Origin of the sequence: Dysgonomonas sp. UBA7630 (genome assembly GCF_002483985.1) — a bacterium.
Taxonomy (GTDB): Bacteria; Bacteroidota; Bacteroidia; order Bacteroidales; family Dysgonomonadaceae; genus Dysgonomonas.
In genome coordinates, this window is record NZ_DLIY01000019.1 from 41,562 (window position 1) to 63,697 (window position 22,136).

Genomic DNA, 22,136 nt, shown 5'->3' on the forward strand with positions numbered 1-22,136 from the left:
TAATAATACAAATAGAAATCATAACTACTTATGGCAATAATAGACGTAGTCAGTTGGTCACCACAAGGAAATAAAACAATTTATGCATATTGCTTTCCAGAAACAAATCTGAGTACTTATACTCAATTGCTTATACAAGAATCACAAGAGGCAGTTTTGTTTTCGAAAGGACAGATTATAGGTAAATTCGGTCCGGGAAAACACACCTTGAGTACAGAGAATTTACCCATTCTGAGGAATTTATTTGGTATCCCTTTCGGAGGTAAAAATCCGTTTATGGCAGAAATATGGTTCGTTAACAAATTACAACCTTACAATATTGATTGGCAAACAGATAGCATGTCTATTCACGATGCGGATTATAATACTCAACTTCCGTTAGTGTCAAAAGGACGGTATGGGTTGAGAGTAAAAGATGCCGAAAAGTTCTTGATAAAAATAGTCGGTACAAAAAATGAATTTACGCAAGACGATCTAACAAATCAGTTTTTTGGAGAATTCTCGATCAAAACCAAATCGACGATCCTCCAGTTTATGCTTAAAAACAAGATAGGATTTAAATCTGTATCGGCGCATCTGGATGAGCTATCTCAATATTTGAAAGGCACAATGTTATCATTCTGGGATAATTTAGGCTTAGACCTGACTCAATTCTACATTACAAGTATTGATATTGATACTTCAAGCGAAACCGGACGGAGGGTAGCGGCTGCCATTTCACAACAGAGTGCGATGTCTATTACCGGGCATACATGGCAGCAAGAGCAGATGTTTGGTGTAGCAAACAATGCTATTGATGGTCTAGGAAATGGGGGGCTTATCGGAGGTTTGATGGCTATGAATATGATGGGTGGAATGGGAGGTGCTGCAGGTGGCGGAATGATGAATCCACAATACAGCCAACCCTCTTTCGGCGGTAATAATAGACAGGAAACCCAAGGACAAACAACACAATCCACAAAGCAAGTGCGAGAGGTCTATTGTTCCAATTGTTCCCGTAAATTCCCCAACACATATGGTTTCTGTCCGCATTGTGGCGATACTTACAATCCTTGCCCCAAGTGTGGAACCGATAATGATAAAAATGCAAAACGCTGCGTAAGTTGCGGTACACCTCTACAGTGCGAATATATTTTGTGTCCTAATTGTAATGCTCCATTAGTTCCCGGTAGCACTTTTTGTGGAAATTGCGGGAAACAAGTACAGTCAGATGACAGTTGCGCCCGTTGTGGATCTGCATTAGCTCCAAATGCAAAATTTTGTCCCAGATGTGGAAATAAACGATAAATATAAAGAGCTATGGAGACAAAAAAAACAATATCATGGCTTTCTCTTTTATTGGGAGAAACATTGATTATAACTGCTTTTATCTTATTCAGAGGCAAGCAGACAGATAATATTCTTGCACTGAATATTGTTGTTTCTACAATTATTTATGGGCTGTTTTTTGTTGATATTCTCATTCCGTTAGTCGATTATAACGACAAATCAAGCAAAGCAATCGGATCTATTGGTGTTCGCTGGCTAGCTACGTGGCTATATGCGATTATAGCAGTTGCGGCAATGATTATAAGTAATATTGCTTTAGATGTAGTTTTCTCTACACAACTCATTATCCATGGCATACTGTTCTTCTTATTGTTGCTTGGCTTTGTTGCTGCGCTCCATTCGTCCGATAAAGTAAACGAAGTTTATGCGCAAGAGACAGCTAATAGTAATGGAATCAATGAAATGAAATCGGTTATGCAAGGTTTGAAATACAAAATGAGTAATAATTTAGAACTGCCGGACTACTTTATAAATCGTATTAACGAACTCGAAAAAAATCTAAGATTTGTTTCACCATCTAACAAGCAGGAAGCCAATAATCTGGAAATTTCATTCATAGATACATTGAATAACATTAGCATCGAAATTTACGATTTTGCCATGAATGAAGAATCCATAAAAAAGAATCTCCAAAAATGTGAATGGATCTATCAACGCAGGAAAAATATTTATTCAAAATAAAATAATAAGGATATGACAGGTAAAATTTTCCCCGAATCGAATAATATTTATCAAGACCTAGCAAAAATATTATTCAAATACTATCGCCAAGCTGCCGAAAAGATAGTGCAAGAAGAGGAGCGTATCGAAAAAGAAATTGCTATTCTCGAAGAAGAAAAAAGTTTTAAAGACCAAGAACTTTCGAAAACAATTTATTGGTTGTTTACTATCATTCTTTTCTTCGTTTACTTCATTAAGAAAAACCAGATTACGAAAGAAATTGATGATTTAGATAGTCGGATTAATGAATTTAGGAAACAACACTCCGAAATATTTCGCGACTATAAAGTAAGCAAACTGGGCGTAGCATATGTCCCCGTTGCCGACCAGATAAAGTACGAAGACAAAAGTTTTATCATTGATTATACCGGTAAAGTTAATGAGTCGGAGATCACTTTGCAACTCTCACGCCAGAATGATTTGCTGGTTGAAACGATTGCCGATCTGGAGCAGTTATCCTCAGAAGCCCCGATCGTAGAAACCTCTAAAAATACAGAAACGATTGATACGGATGACTATTCTACGTCTATTCAGCAAATAAATCAACATGATTATTTTGGAAAATTAGAACGTTCCCTGCGAACAATTTCCTATTGCATGGATGATCTGGACACTACTTCGGTGTCGTTGCCATTGGTAGCCGATAAGAGTGATTATCTACAATTATTGAACGAATATGCAACCTCTGATATTCCTGATAATGCTCCCATTGTCGAAGTTTTTGATAAGGGAAAATATGCTGGTAGTATCTCCAAGTTTCAAGAATTAAACAAATTGAAAGATGCGTTATCGAACAAAACTTCTCAGTTTGAAGATGTATTGAAAGGGCTGATGATGACAATGGCTAATTCGGTACAGGCAATTTCGTCTCTGAAAATAGCATCCACAGATAAGGTAGTATTTGAATCAAATAAGGTGCTTTATCAGATTCTGAAATCACCGTACAATCATTATTCTCCGGCACTTGAATTCTCTGAAATTGAAAGAATCCGCAACGAAAAATTTGATTACAGCGAATCGGTACAAGGATATGAACCATTCCAACTAAAGCCGAGTTCAAGGGTTAAATACAATTTGCTTTCGGACATGTGGACAGCCGAAGATGGCAGCACTACTAATTTTCCGTTTGGTGTTCATCAAATTTATGAAGAGATAGTTGCTCCTGTTGTTCAAAACCTAATGCAGGAAAATCGAATTGAACGGTTGAAAATATATAACCATATCAAAGACCAAAAAATTGATTACCTAAACAAATGGCATCAAGAGACAGATAATTTTTATCTTGCAAACCGTGCTGAGAGTGCGCATATAATCAATCTGATGCGAGAAAGCCTACGGGAATATGTGGCTGCATACAATACGTTAGTTTCCTATCAAAAAACGGAGGAAAATATGGAGAAATCAGGCGGTTCACTAGATTCGGCTGTGATTGATGTTATTGATAATTCGAAAGAAACGCTTGCTGCTTTTGAAATACAATCCAAACAGTTCAAGACAGTTCAAGATGATTTTGAAGATTATATGGTACGTTTGAAAGATGATATAGATATTAAGGCTAAGCGGTTTGGACATATCGAATATTACGACGCTAAACTTCGTGATGGACATTCCAGCGAAATTGCCGTTGCAGCAAACGAAGTGCGTGATTTGGACGACCGTAGGAAACCATTAGCTTCAGTTAACGCTTTATTTGCTAAAATATCCGAATTACCTCCTGTACCTCAGGTTGAAGATATCATTTTTGAGCATATATCGCTCAACTTACCCAATATAGCAAAAAGTGCATTACAAGAGTTAGGAGGAGTTCCGATTAAGGAGGAGCCTCAAAATAAAGAAAATAAAGATCATGCTTCCGAAGATAATCATTATACTTCTGAAGAAAAGTCTAATACAGCTTGCTATGAAGAAGTTGTTACAAAAAAACTTGAAATAGAAGAGGTGATCGATAACCAACATCATATGAATACTGAGCATAGTGTGGGAGAAAAAGGTAATTCGGAAATAGAACTCGAAGACAGGGCCCTACATATTTATAGCGAAGAAGAATTAACAGCATTGCCCGATGAAAGATTAAAAGAAATATGTAAAAAAATGGGAATAGAGTATAATGACACCGATTTTGATAAAGACTACTTTATTTCAGAAATTCTTTATGTTCAAGGCAATAATAACGAATAAGAGAGAACAATTATGGCAAGTATAGATTGTGTATTAGATACGACTCCGATGGCACAAGAGATTGGTAGTGTTTCCAATCATGTGAAAGCGACTACGACCGCTGTAGTTGCTATGCAAACCGCAGTGGTACTAGCTGAGAAAAATGCAGCAGAGCATGTATGTAACAATGTAAACAAAGGATTTCATANNTTATGCTTTCCCAAATTTCCCAGAAAAGGGCAAAGTGTCAAAGCGATGTTGATTCGCTTTTGATGCTACTTAATCAGCAGCAAAAACAACTTTTAGCGATTAAAGGGCGAATGGAACGAGACTATAATATGCTGTCGAATCGTTACCTGAAACTTTTTAATGGATTGAATACCATTTTAAAACAACGGGTTTTTGAGTTAGATAGACCTGTAATTAATTTTGCTATTCGTGATATTGAAAAAGTATCCAATAGGACAAAATATCTTACAGCAACAGTGCCTCTAACTCAATTGGAATCATTGTCAATAAGCCAAAAAATTCTGGCCTCCAATGTGAAATATCGCGGATTAAATGTCATTGATTCTATGACACGATTTCTTGGAGGAATGCAAGAACAGAAAAAACTTACCGATCGAATTTTGCTCAATAGAAGCAAGAAACCAGAGGATTCAACATTACTGATACCTATTATCATTAGTGAAATGAATTATGATAAATCTGATAATAAAAATATCGAAATTACTTTGAGTAATAGAATATTGAACAGACAATCAGAGACTATTCTAAAAAATGCAGTAATGCCCCATGTCGAAAATTTGCAAGGGCAAAAAAACATGAGCATAAATAAAGATGTACAAAGTGAATTCAGTAAGCTGGTTTCATCTTCCAATATTTCGCAACGGGTAAAAGACCTGACGAATAGTCTGTTTGCTACAAATAATTACCCAAATATCTAAAACTAGTTATGAGTTACAAACGATCATTTCGTAAAACGATTCCTGTACATTATTCGGGTTCCAAAACTGTATCGGTTTCGGAAGGAACACGTTCTGTTACTGTAAACTACAGCGGTACTGTTTATGAAGATGTCAATGTAAATATTGATGTTGACACACGCTCTTTTGATACAGGCGTGGCAAGTTGTAACAACAGTGTAAATCTGCTTACCGGAGCAGTTGTAGCGGCCCAAACGGCTCAGATTGTATCAATTGATCTGAATGCAAAACAAATAGGAAATACAATTGTCGAAGGATTTTTCAAAACCATTCGGACTGAAATAAGTCAACAAATAATGGAATTGTCTCAACAAATAAATTCCAATCTTATGCATTTGCGAGAATTGGCAAAAGCGTGTGAGGCAAAGAAAAAACAAATGGAAGTTGACTATAACAGGAAATCGAATCAATATCTCAAGATTTTTGATGATTTGAATAAAGAACTGGAAAATCGAATTTTTGAGCTAAACAAGCCAGCCTTTATATTCAAAAGGAACAGCGATAACCATACTGCCAGGACATCGGGGAATGACTTGGTAAGTACAGTCGCTGTGTTTGGCAAAGAAGGAGGCGAACTTCAAGCCAAGATAAGCACTTCTATTGCAAAAAAGCGAGCATTGGATACAATTAACCAAGTAAATGTGTATTTATGGAAACAGAAAAAAACAGAAAATGCCATTGCTCAAAGTATGCTGAATTCAAATGTCGCAGCCTCCATATTTGCCCCGGTTTGCTTTTTGGAGACTGTGGACGAAAAAAATCAAATCAACAAAAAAGTGTATCAATCCAGTCTTTTGTCACAAATAAATTCCAATAATATTATCGAAAATATAAAAGCCAAGAGTTGGACTAATATTCCAAAAGAAAGTAAAGAAAGCATTCAGCGCTATTTCAATACCGAAATAAGCAATTCTTTTTCGTCAAATGACTTACGTAATAATAGAGTAAAAGATATGGTTGTAAAGCTTTTGGATTTAAGCTCAACTAAAAATATTTAATCGATAAATATATATTAAAATATGAAAGAATTAAAAGAAATTCGTTTCAACGAAAGCAACATACAACTTAAAGATAATTTAGTACGAAGTGCTATTCTACCAGAGAAAGCTGCCGAGCTCAATCGTTCCATCACTATTCAAGGAAATACTGTTGTAGAAGGTGCTGTTTATGCCCACAAACTGGAAATTCAGAATGGTGATTTAGAAATACAAGGTGCTGTTTTCACCCAACTGGAATTATATGTGAATAGTGAAGCAAAAGGTAATATTACTTTCAAAAAAAGTGTAGGCTCAGCTCATTCTATCGTATCGCGCACTCCAAATTGCAAAATTACTTTTTATTCGGATATTAACGCCAAAAGTGTTACTCTTTACAATGCTTTTGTTGCAGGTAGTATTTATGCCGATGAAATTATTCTTGAGAATAGCATCGTTATTGGTGGCGTTTTTGCAACACAAGAAATAGACCTGACCAATTCCATTATCGGAACATTTAACACACCATCTGCCCGAATTGCACAAACCATTAGTTTACTATTGCCTAGTGCATTTTCGATAGAAAAAATAATTGCAACCGCTGATGCTAAATTATTTAATTTGAGTCTGGCCGATCTGGGAGCTTTGTATAAAGGAATCCCCCAATCCCCTAACTCTGGGAAGATAGAAATGGACATCAATACTGATGAGGTAAAAACTACACTTGTGAACGAAGATATCCAGAAAACCTTACATAGCTATACTGTTATAGGGAAAGTTTTAGCTGCCGATTTGATAGATACGGATAAATTTCAAAATCATTTTTTACTTACCGCAGCAAGCTTAGGTTCGCAATTGCTGAAAACATATGATATGGGAGTTGATAATGATGGTAATCCTGTAGCATTAACATTCGAAAAAATCCAGGATTTCTTTTTCAATATTTTGCTTGGGAAAATAGAAATTCAAAGTATTGATGGCAAATTTGATATTTCAGAGATAACCGGTAGACTTTAGCTAGATGGAAACAAAGAAGTGTGATCATTGCGGCAGAACAGTTTTAGCAAACTCAAAAGTTTGCAAACACTGCGGGCAATCGTTTGTGTGTGAAGATATAGTTTTGGATGAGACTGTTAAAACTGAATCAGAACAATTGCAAACAAGCCAATCGATAGAATCAGAGAAAAACGAAGATACTATCCAGCAAAGCATAGATAATGCTCAACCGCTGGAAGAAATAAGAAAACGCAAAAAATGGTACTTATTAGCGATTGTAGGCATTCTTGTCGTTAGTTTTTCTATTTATTGGATAAGCAGAACACATGGAGAAGAAGTTAGTGCAGTCATAAAAATTGAGGAAGAGTCGGAGTTGAAGAATAATGAGGATGAACCTGAAATGAAAGAGAATATTGAATTTATCGCTCCTGAACTTTCATCTGATAAAGAAGAAAAAAAGGAAGAAAGAAAAGAGGATAATGAAATAAGTTTTACTCTTTCAGCACCTAAGGTTACCGTGAAAGGAGGGCAGATTCAGATTCAATATATTTTAATGAATGATAATGAAGCAACCAATATACAAGTACCTGATAAAATAAGCGGTTTTGAAATTAAGTACGGTCCTTCCGTTAGTCAAAATTACACGAGTAGATTTGTTAATGGAGTAAAAAAGACTGAAGAGTCTATAACACACAGCTATGTTTTAATGGCCACAACTGAAGGGGTATTTAAACTACCTGCTGCAACCATAAAATGTAAGGGGCGTATTTATACTTCGAATACAGCTCTGATAAAAGTATTGCCATCTAATGACGGTACTTCATCCAAGAATCATTCATCTTCAAACTCCAAGTATATTAAAATTACTCCTAACGATGTAATGCAAAACTATGAGACTGCTATTGATATAAAAGAATTATCAGATAATAAAAAAACTGAAATACAGTTGAATGATAAGAGAATATATAATGAAGTTGAAGTAATGCCAAGTTTTCCTGGAGGAGAAAGTGCATTAAGCCAATTTATTTCAGCAAACTTAAGATATCCAGTTGTTGCTCAGGAATCAGGAATACAAGGACGTGCGATTATTCGCTTCGTTGTAACTAGGACAGGGTCAACTTCAGATGTAATAGTTGTCCGAGGCTTTGATCCATCTTGTGATAAAGAAGCCGTAAGAGTAGTAAAGGCTATGCCTAAATGGAATCCTGGTATACAGGATGGAAATCCTGTAGATGTTTATTTTACGCTGCCAATTAGTTTTACACTGACTAGAAATTATTGATTATTCAGTAATAATTCTAAATTGGTTGTTCTATAATATTTGATACAAATTTATAATAGAGTTTATATTGAATATGTGATTAAAGTTTATGAGTACAATAATTCTCTAAACGCACTTGTTATGTCATGGGGACAACAAGTGAAGATATATAGCTATAGTGTAGTAAAAAATATTGGTGCGGTAAGGCAGAGTAGGTAACAAGCAAGGTTGACAAACGATTCTAAGGACGGTTAGAAAGCTATGCCCAATATGGGAAAACAAAATATTATGAAGACTTAATAAATAATTATGAAAGAATATTAATTAAAGAAATGGAGTATTTTAAAACTTGATTAAATAATAAGGAAAAGAGTTCGTGTTATTTTTTCTCAAAACTTCAGTAGACAAAATATAACAGCAACCAATGCTTTTGATAAAGATTTGAAAGAAGTCTTAGGTGAAGGCGATTGGTAAATAATTAGACATAATTAAGAGATTATATAAAATTGTATTTATGAAGAACTTATTAATTATATTTTTGTTAGTAGCGTTTGTAGGATGCCACAAAAATAATCCAGAAGATTTGCTCGGAGAGTGGAAAGAAATCGAAGAAATAGAGGGTAGTCCAGGGTGTTATAGATATTGCATTTTTACCCCCGGAATTTATCACATGTCTATGATTTACGAGAATAATAAGATTAAACGACCTGATCAATTTAAGATTGATATCAATGAGACACAATTTGAGATATATGCATGGTATAATGAAATTAAAGATGTATGGGTTGATGGAAAGAGAAGTAAGTATGATATATTCAAATACAAAATAACTCATAAGGGTGAAAACGTATTTCTCGATTTTGGAGGAAATACTTACAAAAAAATAAACAGATGACTTATATATACAGATTTATACAGCTTATAGATCTATATAATCGGTGTTATCAAAAGTAAAAGACGAGACAACGACCTTACTGACAAAAAAAAATATGAGAATACGGTATAACATATAGTATATTCCTGATATATTCTGGAAAGACAATCCTATTTATTTTATTAAGACGTTTATCAGATGAATGGAAACCTATATGGTAATATATTAAAAAACCACTCTTAGTATTCTATTTTAATTTTTATAGAGGACACATGTCTTTTAATATCGAATCAATAATATGATTAATTAACGAAAGCATATTAGTACAATTTACGTATAAAAATTTAAACTATGGAAATTACAGTTTGGGGTATTCTTAAAATTATACTAGGTATATGGCTTGCTATTGGTACTTTTCGCTTCTGTCTTAGTACTGTTGGTATGATATGGGGTAATATTATGTTTGGTGTTGTAGGTTTTATTTTGGGAGGTGTGATTGCTTTTCTCTCAAAGAAGTTCCTAATCTCATTTCTGCCAGTTTGGTATATCACAATTCCAATCGGGATGGCAATAGGAGTCTCTATAGACAATATTATAAGACTAGGTTTTGTGGAATATATAAAGACTAATTTATTAGGACTAGGCGAGGCTTTTTTAGACTCTTTCTTCTTTATTCATAGCAGTAGTTCGACTTCTTCTTCAAGAAATGTTAAAGAATCGGATAATCTCTATGAAAGAACAAGTAATTTTTATTCGGGACGTACCTGTTCTTCATGTAGCAGTTGGGATAATAATAGTTGTAGATGCACTTATCATGGTGGTTTCCGTTCTTCGACTAGTTTATCTTGTGATGACTATAGATGACTCTTTACGTAATTTGTAAAAAATGATAATAACTATCTTTTTCCCCACAAGACAAAGCAAGAATGACTAATGATTTTATGGTACTGTTAGCTAAAGAATATATGCAGGAGATGGGTATTAAAATCCCCGATATATTATTGTTAGACATCATAATACCGAGCATGAGCATTTGCATATTGTCTATAATTACATCAATAACAACTTAAAACGAATCTCAGTCAACAACCATTACAAGCGAAAGGAAGTTAAAGAATAAAATCACCTGACTTATGGTAAAGGTAAAGACAGGGTGAAACTCAAGAAACTAAATGTTCCAATAAGGTAAAGTATTATATCTATGATGCGATAAAAGTTGTTTTACCCAACTGTAATAATCTCGTCGACTTACCGTTCGGAATTAATCTAGAATATAAATACAAACCGACAACCAACCTGATTGAGAGAGTATCGTTCCGGTATAAGATTATCACTTTCAAAGGTTCACAGATTGATCGGAAGTTTAGCTTTGGTAACCTCAAAAAAGAGTTTCTAAAGAATATTAAATTATTACAGGAACAGGCAAAGAAAGATCAAATACAAGTTCCAAACAAAAAACAACAAATGCTAAGAGCGCCGAAAATCCCAATTATTAGTGGCATTGAACTGACAGCTGGCCAATGGCAAACACTGAAAAATGGAGGTTTTATGTATCTAGAAAATAGGATAAACAATGATACAAAAACTCAGTTTTCATCTTATGTATTCTTCAATGAAGAAAAGAACCAAGTTTTTTTGTAGAGATAATCCGGACGGGGTTGTCTAATATGGCAAGTATGATAGACCAGAGAATATTTTATAAAAAACAGCAGCCAGTGTTGATAAGAGTTGGTCATATAGTGATATTTATTTACCTTTACATTTATAAGTCGCTCTTTGAGTATTGCAGAATAGTAAAGCGAATCTACGAAGTCCGCTCGTTTCTAAATCGTTACCTATTGAAAGAGGAAGACTGTTTAATCAATTGATTAGTAGTTGATAAGAGTTTTTATTGTGTCTTGCCAGGTGTATAGTTAGGTCACCAAGCAAACCATCGCAAATCGCAGAAAAGCGCATAATTCCAACCTTATGATCTGAAAATCAACCAAGTAAAGCTAAAAAAACGCAGAATAATAATCGTTACCTTTTTAGAGATATCCTACAAGATGCAATTCATTGCAAATTGCAGAATTCCAATCTCTAGCGTTTTATTCAAGAACTTGATAATAAAAACACGGAAAGCTCTAAAAAAAAGTAGTTGAAATATTTTCAAGTTCGTGGCCAAACCGTTACCTAATTATTGCCAAATATGTATTAAAAATATGCACATATGAAGGTGGAAAAGTTCAAAATATTATTACATCTCAAAAAGAAGAGATTAGATAAGTTTGGTAAGAGTCCAATTATGGGACGAATTGTTTTAAATAACTCCGTAGCAGAATTTAGTTGCAAATTATCTTGTACTCCAATGTTGTGGCAACCCGAAGTAAATCGATTGAAAGGAAAAAGTCGTGAAGCAGTAGAAACATTGACTATGATAGCAAAACAAGTGCTATTCAAAGAGATGCTATGATGCATAATGGTCAAATGACAAGCCTTAAAGTTTATTCGTATAATTTAGAAGGAACTAAACGATCATTAGTAAGGGAAGGAACTTGGCTTAAAGATGGTACTATACTTATCTCTAGAAAATTTGACCCTGTGTATAATAAATGGATTGAAAGTGCTGGAAAATCGTCTAATGGTAGATTTTGGTATGATAAGTATGGCTACAATGAAAAATACAATGTTAACGATACAGTATATGTTTGGTCAAATAAATACAAAGAAATCTTTGAAGGCAAATATTTAGATGGCATACGTTTATACACTAAAAAAGAGACTATGATTATGAAAGAACAAGCAATACAAGATTCAATAGCATACGTAAAAGAACTTGAGGAAATTGATAGACCATATTTAGAATAAGCAATGGGAAAATAACATTGTACTTAAGTAAATTGCTTGTAGTACATATAAAATGGGTTGTCCTCAATTACGAAGACAACCCATTTTGTTTGATAAGGATAATTCCTAAAATATTTATTGGTACACTACTGTATATAGATGGGAATCATTAATATCAAGGAATTGCAAACTTAACATTATCATCAGTAATTGGATTATAACCTAAGGGTGCATAATCACTACTTTCTTGCAATAGATAGGTGTTCCATGTAGTATAACTTGGTATAACTTTAAAACCGTCATACGGAGAACCCTCTCTTCTCGCTGGATGATACTCGGAAGTCCACTGATTTACTAATAAAGTCATCGAGGTTTGGTAGCCTGCATTATAAAATACATAATCCTTATGGACAGGATCTCTGTCAATATCTCCCCCCCCTGTTTCAACGGTTGTACGCCGCAACTTAATCTTCATATCAGGAGGGGCTATTGTTGGTATTTTAGACTTATTCCTATAAAAATTGACCATTAGATCTCACCGGTTTCTGATGATAGACGGGGCATTGCTTGGGTTACTTTTCCATTTTAATTCAAGATAAATGGGTTCTCTTTTAATGCTATACTTAAATTTGACACTTACAGGAGAATTGTCTTTTACGTGGTTAAAAGTACAGAATAAAGGCGCTCCCGGCTCATTCTTCGAAAAAGTTCCTTTTTTAATATGTTGGATAAATCCGCTGTAGCCTTTAAACGTTTCAACAGAAGTACTCCCATTACCTCCAATTAGATATACACGAAAATCACACCCCTCTAAGAACGATTCTTCTTCGGTAGTAAGACTTGACGATCCACTAACAAATAACTTACTGAATGTTTTATTTATAATGGTTTCGGCATTATGTACAGCTTCATTTGTTTCTATTGTGAGAATCCCCAGCCGTCCATACGTAATAGAATTTACATATACCGCTTCATTAATTAGATTTGACGGAATAGATGCAATTTGCCCCTGAGGATAATCCATTACGATCTTAAAACTTGTTTGGTAAAATTTCACGTATAACCCTGTCGCTTTACTTATAGTATGATCGATTCCTTCAGTAGAAGTATTGGATTTCCAAAAAAGAGCTCCTGTATTAACATTACTTCCAAACGCAACTTTAAGTTCATTATATGATGTAAATTGCTCTGTTGTAAAATTAAACTCTCCATTTTGGCTAAAGTTACCTTTAGCTGTTTGTTCCTGAATATAACTCATATATTTGGAAAATGAGGGATTTTCTATCACCAGAGGATTCATTCCGGGTAATGTTGAAGAAACAGTTATTGGATTTCTTGGATATATAAGCGGATTATAATTACAATCCGCCACTGAAGATTTTGTCAAAATATTTCCTATCCAAATATGAGGTTGCAATTCCGGCAATACAACAGACTCAAAGCATTCCACTTCCCGTATTTCTGTAAAAGGATCACTTGTACTGGCTCTAAGCTTAACACCTGAATTAGCGCGCAGAATATTGCCAACTGCTCGTGTGGTATTAATATCAATTACAATATCCTTATTTGAAACAAAATCGATACTCTCATCCTCCTTAACACAACCTGCAATTGCAAATACACAAACTATAATTAAGGCCAATTTTATTTTATATAAACTTTTCATAAGCGAAAATTTTATTTAATATGAGTTATTTATCTGTTGCAAACGTAGTGCTGAACACTGAATTATTGTGCACATAGTTGGCTGTAAAAAAGATTGGCACACCTGGAATGTCACGGGTAAATTCTCCTCCATTTATAATGAAGTTTTTAAATTCATCATAACCTTCAACAATTTTAGCTACATCTTGCCCTTTACCTCCGGATACAAATATCTTCATAGAAGACTGGGTCAGTATATCTTTATATTCTGTCGATATATTTAGCTCTCCGTTTACTTTCCCGGCTGTCAATGCTGCTTTAAATGCCGTTTTTAGCTCATTATAGGAATAATCACTTTCGATGGCGATAATTCCCATTCTTCCGAATATAATAGAGTTTATATACACAGGAGTTTGAGTTTGCACAGAGCTAAGATCCCCATTATTAAGAAAGACATTACCATCATAAGGATAATCCATAATTACAGAAAAATTCTTCTGAACTATGCGGGCAAATAATGCTGACTTTGATTTTATTTTTTGGCTATTAACGGATGCATCAAGCTTGAAGACACTTGCAATATTAACATTAGCTCCAAAAGCTAACTTAAGTTCCCTGTAATAAGAAAATTCCCTGAAATCATATTCAAAATAAAGAGACTGTTTGCCTGTGAAATTAGGTGATTCAACGGCTTTATTGAGAGATCTGTACATACCTGCTACAGACGGTCTTTGTATATAATCAAAATAATATCGGGGAAATGTATACGATACATTAATGGGATCAACTGGATTGGAAATCCAATTAAAAGTTAAGTCTTGAACGGAAGCTGCACTGTAAACCCCTCCAACATATAAGTTAGAATTAGTCACAGCCATTTCATGGCTGTGATTATCGGATGAACTTCGAAGTAAAATACTATCAGGATGGTAAGATTCATCCCATTCCAAAGAAGAAGTTGGCAAAACGATGGGCTCGGCAACATACTTAGATGTCGTATCTAATGGAGTTTGCTCTGAATTATCTTCGGAACAAGAAAATAAAAATAAGCAAGAAGCCATTGCTATCGCAATAACTCTGCATCCGAATAAAGTTTGGTTTGTCATAATAATTTTGTAAAGTTTATATTAAGAAGACTTAAAACATTTTGAATGTTAATTCGAAATCACCGACTGAATTATTATTATAAGTGTTTATGGAAAAACTCAGCGGTATTATGGGTTGATCTTTAATCTCAGAAACAAACATACTGATAACATCTATCCCCTTAGTCGTATTTATATTCCCATCTTTATTAAAAAAGAGATAATTAGCGTTTATACTGCTTTTTACCTTCTCTTCATCTTCGGTTAATGGTAGACCTTTCATGATTTTACCTATCACCAATGTCGATGTTTTATAATCATAGTCTGTTTCTACAATAAGAAATGCCATTTTACCATAGTTTATATTACTTATATAAGAAAGTTCTTTTTTCTCATTCTCTGGGATCGTTTCTTTTATCAAATTGGCAGGAAGATCCATCGTTGTATTAAAAAGGATATTACAATAGCTATATATAAGTCCCGTCCGGTTTTTTAATTCATTTTGGGTATAGGATTTTCCTGTTATAATTTCATCTAATTTTAAGCCTAAGTTTCCTACACCTAGTAGATTTAAGTGTTTGTACGAATTATATTGAATAGGTGATGTTTGATATGAAAAACTGATATTCTGAGTTGGTGTCTTAGATTTTACTTCATCGTATAGCCCATTTGTATTTTCAAATGAGGGATAAACTGACTCTCTTGAATAAAATTTTCCGTTGACAAAAGCGCTTGTTGTTATAGGATTATAAGAATATTGAGTAGTTTCTTTCACCCCACTAATTCCATTCAGTTTTTTTTGAATTAAATTTCCATGGTAAATTTTATCCTTGATTGAGGAATTTATATAAATCTCATTTGCAGATATTCTATAATTGCGCTCGGTATTATCATTTTCTGAATCATATTCAACACTTGAAAAAGAGTTTACCGGAAATGTGTGCCAATCTAATGAGGATTTATTTTGTATTCCTTCTTGTGAAATATATAAGGAACAGGATTTATCTTCATAAATAAAAGTTATTGTTGCTTCTCTACTTTGGAATGTGTGATTAGGAGAAATAGTTATTTCTACATTATAAGTTGAACTTTTTTTCTTTTCAATATTACACCACTCAGGAATACTTGATGAAAGAATATTCCAATTGTCATCATTAGATTGAACCTTGATTGTTTGGGTAATACCTGTATAGTCTGTGGTAATCTTGTCTTCACTTAATGAGATTGAATAGTCTTCCACTTGTTGGTGGTCATCACATGCTGTAAAAATCAAAAGGAATAGTAGTAGATAGCTCAATTTTTTCATATCCATATTATTTAATTTAATAATCAAATAATCAAGGATTGAAAAAAAGGCTAATAAGAAATCATTCCTACGACAGCATTATCTGCATCAGGTATAAGGGTATAATCTCAGTCTTTCGACACCCCTTGATTATGTATTGCAAACGTACAATATATTTTATTAAATTAGGGTCTTTTTTTCTAATATTTTTTCATCTTTTCACAAAAAAACATTCTATATATTCGCTTTATTTCAATTAAAAAGAGGATTTTTCTTTTAACAGAGAAACTCAGCTAAAATGAAATAAAAACTTCAGCCTGTTATTAAGGTAAAGAACCCTTAACGTATTAAATAAAGAAATGTTGTATTGACTACATTACGTTCAGCTGAACGTTGTTTATCAAAGGGTATTTCGTGCATCACAAATTCAGTTTCAAAGATTGAAAAGTCATTGTTTTGCCATCTATAATTAAAATTCGATTAAGAATAAGATCTCCGATTCCGGTCAGATATTTTATTGTTTCTGTCGCCTGAATACTCCCTACGATTCCGGCAATAGAGCCCAATATCCCTGCTTGAGCTGATGTCGGCACAGTTCCTTCCGGCGGAGGGCTTCCAAACACTTTCCGGTAATCAGCACTTCCGGGGATGTAAGTCATAACTTCGCCCCGAAGAGTAAGTACAGCCCCATGTGAATAAGGCTTTAGCTCTGCAACACAAATATCATTTATCAGAAACTTGGTTTCATAATTGTCACAACAGTCGACTATAAAATCGTATTGCCGTACTAATTTAGCTGCATTGTCCTGTGTAAAACGCTCTTGGTAAGGAATAATATGCAAATCCGGATTCAACGCTTCCAGCTTCTCCTTTGCGGATATTATTTTAGGAATACCTACCTCGTTCGAACGATGCAATATCTGCCGTTGCAAATTCGAAATATCTACCACATCCGAATCTATTATACCCAATGTTCCTATACCGGCAGCTGCCAGATAGTACAAAACTGGCGAACCAAGCCCTCCCGCACCTATAACCAAAACTTTCGAATTTTGTAATTTTTGCTGGCCTTTTTCACCAAAACCTTCAATCAATATATTTCTATTATACCTGCTTTCACTCATAATTATGATAATTTACTGTAAACTTAAATCCCAATCTTTCCATACCACCTCATATCCATGATTCTTGACGGATTGCAAAACAGCCGATGGTGTGCGGCTGTCATTTACCGAGAATTGCTCGAGCTCATCCGTGTAAACGGCATAACCTCCTGGGTCGGTTTTCGAACCGGCACTCAATGAGGTGATTCCCAAACCGATCATATTATCCCTAAACACAGCATTCTCTCTTGTAGACAAGGTCATTTCCAAGTCGTGATCGAAAATTCGGTATGCAAATATGATCTGCGCCAACTGTTTATCCGTCATAACAACATTGGGCTGAAAATCTTTACCTTCGTGTGGACGCATTCGTGGAAAAGAGATGGCATACTTCGTTTGCCAGTATGTTTTTTGTAGGTATTGTAGATGCAGAGCCATCATTGCAGCATCAGTACGCCAATCTTCGAGCCCGATCAGCACCCCCAAACCTATTTTGTGTATGCCGGCCTTGCCCATGCGGTCGAATCCGTCGAGCCGCCAGCCAAATTTCGATTTCATACCTTTGGGATGATATACTTTATATCTGGATTTGTTATAAGTTTCCTGATAACAATAGACAGCGTTTAATCCGGCATCAGCAAGCTGTTTGTGGGCTGCTTCTTTCAATGGTTGTACTTCTATTGAAATAGAAGAAAAATAAGGCTTTACCAAACGGATTGCATTTTCGATATAATCGACACCCGCATCACGTGGATTTTCGCCTGTAACCAGTAAAATATGCTGGAAATCTCCCATCCGTTTAATAGCTTCAACCTCCCGCAGTATCTGTTCGTCCGTAAGTATAATACGCCTGATGTCATTATCGTGATTGAACCCGCAATAGACACAATGGTTGATACAGGAATTGGTCAGGTACAGCGGCACATAAAACTGAATTATATTGCCATACCTTTGGCGGGTATATCTTTGGCTCAATATAGCCATTTGTTCCAGATAAGGTTCGGCAGCAGGCGAAACCATTGCCATGAAATCGTCAATAGACGGTCTTGTTTTACCTAGAGCAATCTCGACATCCTTAGCTGTTTTATTATATATACACGACTCGATTTTGTTCCAATCATAATCGTTTATACGTTCTGTAAAACTCATTTTATTTATTTTTTATTCGTTCATTTTAGCGCAATCGTGCATTTCTTTGGTCAATTTCATCGCACAGAAATGTGGACCGCACATGGTGCAATGATCACTTTCTTCACCCAGACGGCCTATCTTGTAATACTCGAGAGCTTTCTCCGGATCGAGCGAAAGATTAAACTGGTCTTTCCACCTGAAATCGAAACGGGCTTTGCTCAATGCATTATCTCGTACTTGAGCACCAGGATGCTCCTTTGCCAAGTCTGCCGCATGTGCTGCAATTTTATAAGCGATAACTCCTGACCGAACATCTTCCTTATCGGGCAATCCCAAATGTTCTTTCGGTGTTACATAGCAAATCATTGCCGTACCGTACCAAGCTATCTGAGCCGCACCTATTGCCGAAGTTATATGGTCGTACCCGGGAGCAATGTCTGTTGTTAACGGGCCTAATGTATAGAACGGTGCTCCGTGGCAATGTGCAATCTGCTCGTCCATATTGGCTTTTATTTTCTGCATGGGAACGTGTCCCGGGCCTTCTATCAGCACCTGTACATGATGTTTCCATGCTATTTTTGTTAATTCTCCCAATACCGAAAGTTCGGCAAACTGGGCGGCATCGTTGGCATCGTTGATCGAACCGGGACGAAGTCCGTCACCCAAAGACACGGCAACATCGTATTTCTTTAGTATCAGACATATATCATCGAAATGTGTATAGAAGAGATTCTCTCGATTGTGCTGAGTCATCCAATTGGCAATAATAGAACCTCCACGGGATACAATTCCAGTTGTACGCCCTTTGATCAAAGGCAGATGAGCTTTCAGTAATCCGGCATGAATGGTGAAATAATCGACTCCCTGTTCGCATTGCTCTATCAGTGTATCCCTGTATATTTCCCATGTCAAATCCGATATTTTACCATCTACTTTTTCCAAAGTCTGGTATAAGGGAACGGTGCCTACGGGAACTGGCGTATTGCGGACGATCCACTCCCTTGTTTCGTGAATATTCTCACCTGTGGATAAGTCCATTAAAGTGTCGCCTCCCCACTTGCAGCTCCATACGGCTTTTTCGACTTCTTCGTCAATACCTGAGGAAAGAGCTGAATTTCCGATATTTGTATTTATTTTAACCAGAAAATTTGTTCCTATAATCATTGGTTCAGCTTCTGGGTGGTTTATATTAGCAGGAAGAACAGCTCTACCCGCTGCAATTTCATCCCTGACAAATTCGGGGGTGATATGGGTTGGAATACCTAGCTCCTCATTCTGGAGATTCTCACGTATTGCTACGTATTCCATTTCGGGGGTAATACTTCCCTGCCGGGCATAATACATTTGGGTAATAGCTTTCCCTTCTTTTGCTTTCTTTGGTAGATTTACAGACGGAAATCGTATAGCATCCAGACCGGAATCAGCTAAACGCTCATTGCAATAATCAGAAGAAAATACAGCTAACATCTCTGTGTCGCCCCTGCTCTCAATCCACCTTTCGCGTAAACGGTGAAGCCCTTTGCTGATGTCAATCGTTACCTCTTTGTCGGAATAATCACCACTGGTGTCATAGACTATTACAGGTCTGTTTTTCTCTTTTTTATGCTGACCGTTTTCGATAGAAACGGTATCGGAAAGAGTTATCTCACGCATACCTACCTGTATATCGTGTATTTTACCTTTTATGTATATTTTTTTTGAGGATGGATAAGTGATCCGGTGATTTATTTTCATATTTTCTTTATTAAGTTTTGATCTATAATTTACATTAAGAATGAAGTTAGGGGGCTACTGGCTTTTGCTGTATCGAATCGGGTTGCCAGTTGTGCCTCAAAAGCCATACGCCCGCTTTCTGCAGCCAGTTGGAAAGCTCGTGCCATTACTACCGGATCTCCTGCTACGGCGATGGCCGTATTTACCAATACGGCATCGGCACCCATTTCCATGGCTTCTGCCGCATGAGACGGAGCCCCGATTCCGGCATCTACGACGACCGGTACTTTACTTTGTTCGATAATGATCTCAAGCAAATCTTTAGTCTTTAATCCTTTGTTTGTTCCGATAGGTGCACCCAGAGGCATAACTGTTGCTGCTCCCGCATCTTCTAGCAGTTTGCACAAAACAGGATCAGCCTGAATGTAGGGTAATACAACGAAACCCAGTTTGGCTAATGTTTCCGTAGCTTTTAAGGTTTCGATAGGTTCGGGCAACAGATATTTGGGATCGGGATGTATTTCCAGTTTTAACCAGTTTGTACCGAAAGCTTCCCGTGCCATTTGAGCTGCAAAAACAGCTTCTTTTGCATTTCTCACGCCTGATGTGTTGGGCAGAAGTTGAATGCCGGGTTTAGTAATGTGTCGCAACATATCGTCCTGTTTATTGGTCAAATCGAGCCGTTTCATAGCTACCGTCACCATTTGCGTATTAGATGCTTCTATGGCATCACTCATTACTTCATTTGAACTGAATTTGCCTGTCCCCAGAAACAGCCGCGAGGAGAACTCTTTTCCTGCTATTACGAGTTTTTTCATTTTTGGTATTTGTTGATTGTTTCTATATTTTTTTTAGTTTCGCTGACAGGGTCTTTTGCCCTTAAAATGGAAGAAGACAAGGCTATGCCCGATACACCTGTTGCCATCAGCTCGGGAATATCATTCGTGGTTATTCCTCCGATAGCTATTACAGGGAGGTTTATCCCATTTTCCCTGCATTTTTGCATTATGTCTTTATACCCCGATAATCCGAGAATGGGGCTCAGGTTCTTCTTGGTAGTCGTAAAACGGAAAGGTCCCAATCCAATATAGTCGATTCCTTCATTATTTAAACGGTATATATCTTCGTATGTATTGGCTGTACCTCCGATGATAAAATCGGAGCCGAGTATTCTTCGTGCATCAAGAGGGGGCATATCCAATTTTCCTAAATGTACTCCTGTCGCTCTAATATCTTTGCACACTTCGGTATAATCGTCGATATATAATTTAGCTCCGTATTTATAGCATAAATCCAGAGCTTGTCTGCCCGTTTTTCGAACCTCCGAAACTAGCACGTCCTTCATGCGTAATTGTATCTGGCGACATCCTCCCTCCAGTGCTATATCAACACTATCCAGATAGCTGTATTTTTCCGTTTGATGAGTTATAAATAATAATCCTTTCATTGTTTTTCTGTCATTTCTTGCAAATTTCTGAACCTCTGCAATAAGGCTTTTTTATCTTTGTCCTGAAGATAGTTTTCCCAAAGGCTGCCCAAGACAGCTACTCCTCCGAATCCATATTGCACAGCCAATGGTATTGTTTTATGATCAATTCCACCTAGTGCTATTACCTTTTCATTTATCAAATGTTTCGATTTAGCTACCAAAAGTTGTTCCTTTGTAAAAGCATGATTATATCCCGTCTTGGAAATGCTATCGAATATCGGACTAAGGAATATATAATCATGATTTTCCATAGATGCTTCGAGGCATTCGAAAGAATGACACGAATGGCTGACTGATATATCTGTAATATGAGGGCGAATAGTATTTCTTCGATTCAGATGAACTCCCTTTAAATCGAAAGTCTTCAAAAGACCGAAATGATCGTGCAAGACAATCTGCCTGTGATACTCAGCGTCAATCTGATTCAATAAATACTCAACTTCGGATTCTGTTGCAAAAGGTTTACGAAGGTGCAACGTTTCCATACCTTCTGCAAAAAGCTTATTCAACAAGGCACCGTTTCCTTCAAATATGGTTTCGTTGGTGATAATTATCAGTTTCAT

At 35.9% G+C, this 22,136-nt stretch carries 21 protein-coding genes, 1 pseudogene and 1 riboswitch; of the genes and pseudogenes, 12 read left to right on the forward strand and 10 right to left on the reverse strand.

Annotated features, from left to right (window positions below):
- Positions 1-30 precede the first annotated feature (30 nt).
- The 12 genes and pseudogenes from B3P17_RS08295 to B3P17_RS08345 all read left to right on the forward strand — a co-directional run bounded on the left by B3P17_RS08295 (position 31) and on the right by B3P17_RS08345 (position 12,144).
- Complete coding sequence (locus tag B3P17_RS08295) at positions 31-1,287, forward strand: SPFH domain-containing protein (protein ID WP_291031254.1); 1,257 nt, start codon at positions 31-33, stop codon at positions 1,285-1,287.
- Positions 1,288-1,299: 12 nt separating this feature from the next.
- The gene (locus B3P17_RS08300) at positions 1,300-2,010 is read left to right on the forward strand and encodes a hypothetical protein (protein ID WP_291031252.1); all 711 of its coding nucleotides are present in this window, start codon (positions 1,300-1,302) and stop codon (positions 2,008-2,010) included.
- A 12-nt stretch (positions 2,011-2,022) separates the two neighbouring features.
- A complete protein-coding gene (locus B3P17_RS08305) occupies positions 2,023-4,227 on the forward strand; it encodes a hypothetical protein (protein WP_291105006.1) in 2,205 nt (734 codons plus the stop codon).
- A 251-nt stretch (positions 4,228-4,478) separates the two neighbouring features.
- Positions 4,479-5,153: a hypothetical protein gene (locus B3P17_RS08310; protein ID WP_291105009.1), complete on the forward strand. Its 675-nt coding sequence runs from the start codon at positions 4,479-4,481 to the stop codon at positions 5,151-5,153.
- Between the two features lie 8 nt (positions 5,154-5,161).
- Positions 5,162-6,190 (forward strand): hypothetical protein, encoded by a 1,029-nt coding sequence (locus tag B3P17_RS08315; RefSeq protein WP_291031246.1) that lies wholly within the window; start codon positions 5,162-5,164, stop codon positions 6,188-6,190.
- Between the two features lie 21 nt (positions 6,191-6,211).
- Positions 6,212-7,183 carry a hypothetical protein gene (locus tag B3P17_RS08320; protein WP_291031244.1) on the forward strand — a complete coding sequence of 324 codons (972 nt, stop codon included), beginning with the start codon at positions 6,212-6,214 and terminating at the stop codon, positions 7,181-7,183.
- Between the two features lie 4 nt (positions 7,184-7,187).
- Entirely contained in the window at positions 7,188-8,444 is a 1,257-nt protein-coding gene (locus B3P17_RS08325) for a TonB family protein (protein ID WP_291031241.1), read from the forward strand.
- 493 nt (positions 8,445-8,937) lie between these two features.
- A complete protein-coding gene (locus tag B3P17_RS08330) occupies positions 8,938-9,318 on the forward strand; it encodes a hypothetical protein (protein WP_291031239.1) in 381 nt (126 codons plus the stop codon).
- 330 nt (positions 9,319-9,648) lie between these two features.
- Positions 9,649-10,161, forward strand: a complete 513-nt coding sequence (locus B3P17_RS08335) for a hypothetical protein (RefSeq protein ID WP_291031237.1) — start codon at positions 9,649-9,651, stop codon at positions 10,159-10,161.
- A gap of 169 nt (positions 10,162-10,330) precedes the next feature.
- The gene (locus B3P17_RS15890) at positions 10,331-10,417 is read left to right on the forward strand and encodes a hypothetical protein (RefSeq protein WP_409517029.1); all 87 of its coding nucleotides are present in this window, start codon (positions 10,331-10,333) and stop codon (positions 10,415-10,417) included.
- Between the two features lie 1,089 nt (positions 10,418-11,506).
- Positions 11,507-11,731 (forward strand): annotated as a pseudogene (locus tag B3P17_RS08340) (Arm DNA-binding domain-containing protein); the annotation flags it as partial.
- Between the two features lie 14 nt (positions 11,732-11,745).
- Entirely contained in the window at positions 11,746-12,144 is a 399-nt protein-coding gene (locus B3P17_RS08345; RefSeq protein ID WP_291105012.1) for a hypothetical protein, read from the forward strand.
- A 154-nt stretch (positions 12,145-12,298) separates the two neighbouring features.
- Here the strand turns inward: B3P17_RS08345 and B3P17_RS08350 are convergent, their stop codons facing one another.
- From B3P17_RS08350 to B3P17_RS08395, 10 genes are all read right to left on the reverse strand, one after another.
- Positions 12,299-12,598, reverse strand: coding sequence for a hypothetical protein (locus B3P17_RS08350; RefSeq protein ID WP_291105014.1), 300 nt, complete (start codon positions 12,596-12,598; stop codon positions 12,299-12,301).
- A 60-nt stretch (positions 12,599-12,658) separates the two neighbouring features.
- Positions 12,659-13,789, reverse strand: a complete 1,131-nt coding sequence (locus B3P17_RS08355) for a thiol-activated cytolysin family protein (protein ID WP_291105017.1) — start codon at positions 13,787-13,789, stop codon at positions 12,659-12,661.
- Positions 13,790-13,814: 25 nt separating this feature from the next.
- Positions 13,815-14,873: a thiol-activated cytolysin family protein gene (locus B3P17_RS08360; RefSeq protein WP_291105020.1), complete on the reverse strand. Its 1,059-nt coding sequence runs from the start codon at positions 14,871-14,873 to the stop codon at positions 13,815-13,817.
- A gap of 31 nt (positions 14,874-14,904) precedes the next feature.
- Positions 14,905-16,158, reverse strand: coding sequence for a BACON domain-containing protein (locus tag B3P17_RS08365; protein ID WP_291105023.1), 1,254 nt, complete (start codon positions 16,156-16,158; stop codon positions 14,905-14,907).
- Positions 16,159-16,205: 47 nt separating this feature from the next.
- A riboswitch (TPP riboswitch) is annotated at positions 16,206-16,294 on the reverse strand.
- A gap of 262 nt (positions 16,295-16,556) precedes the next feature.
- On the reverse strand, positions 16,557-17,261 hold the full coding sequence (locus B3P17_RS08370; protein ID WP_291105026.1) for a HesA/MoeB/ThiF family protein: 705 nt from the start codon (positions 17,259-17,261) through the stop codon (positions 16,557-16,559).
- Between the two features lie 12 nt (positions 17,262-17,273).
- The gene (thiH, locus tag B3P17_RS08375) at positions 17,274-18,389 is read right to left on the reverse strand and encodes a 2-iminoacetate synthase ThiH (protein ID WP_291105029.1); all 1,116 of its coding nucleotides are present in this window, start codon (positions 18,387-18,389) and stop codon (positions 17,274-17,276) included.
- A 12-nt stretch (positions 18,390-18,401) separates the two neighbouring features.
- Positions 18,402-20,105 carry a phosphomethylpyrimidine synthase ThiC gene (thiC, locus tag B3P17_RS08380; protein WP_291105032.1) on the reverse strand — a complete coding sequence of 568 codons (1,704 nt, stop codon included), beginning with the start codon at positions 20,103-20,105 and terminating at the stop codon, positions 18,402-18,404.
- A 29-nt stretch (positions 20,106-20,134) separates the two neighbouring features.
- Positions 20,135-20,902, reverse strand: a complete 768-nt coding sequence (locus B3P17_RS08385) for a thiazole synthase (protein ID WP_291105035.1) — start codon at positions 20,900-20,902, stop codon at positions 20,135-20,137.
- Positions 20,899-21,531 (reverse strand): thiamine phosphate synthase, encoded by a 633-nt coding sequence (locus B3P17_RS08390; protein WP_291105038.1) that lies wholly within the window; start codon positions 21,529-21,531, stop codon positions 20,899-20,901. The genes B3P17_RS08385 and B3P17_RS08390 overlap by 4 nt, the downstream gene beginning before the upstream one ends.
- Complete coding sequence (locus tag B3P17_RS08395; protein ID WP_291105041.1) at positions 21,528-22,136, reverse strand: thiamine phosphate synthase; 609 nt, start codon at positions 22,134-22,136, stop codon at positions 21,528-21,530. Before B3P17_RS08395 ends, B3P17_RS08390 begins: the two co-directional genes overlap by 4 nt.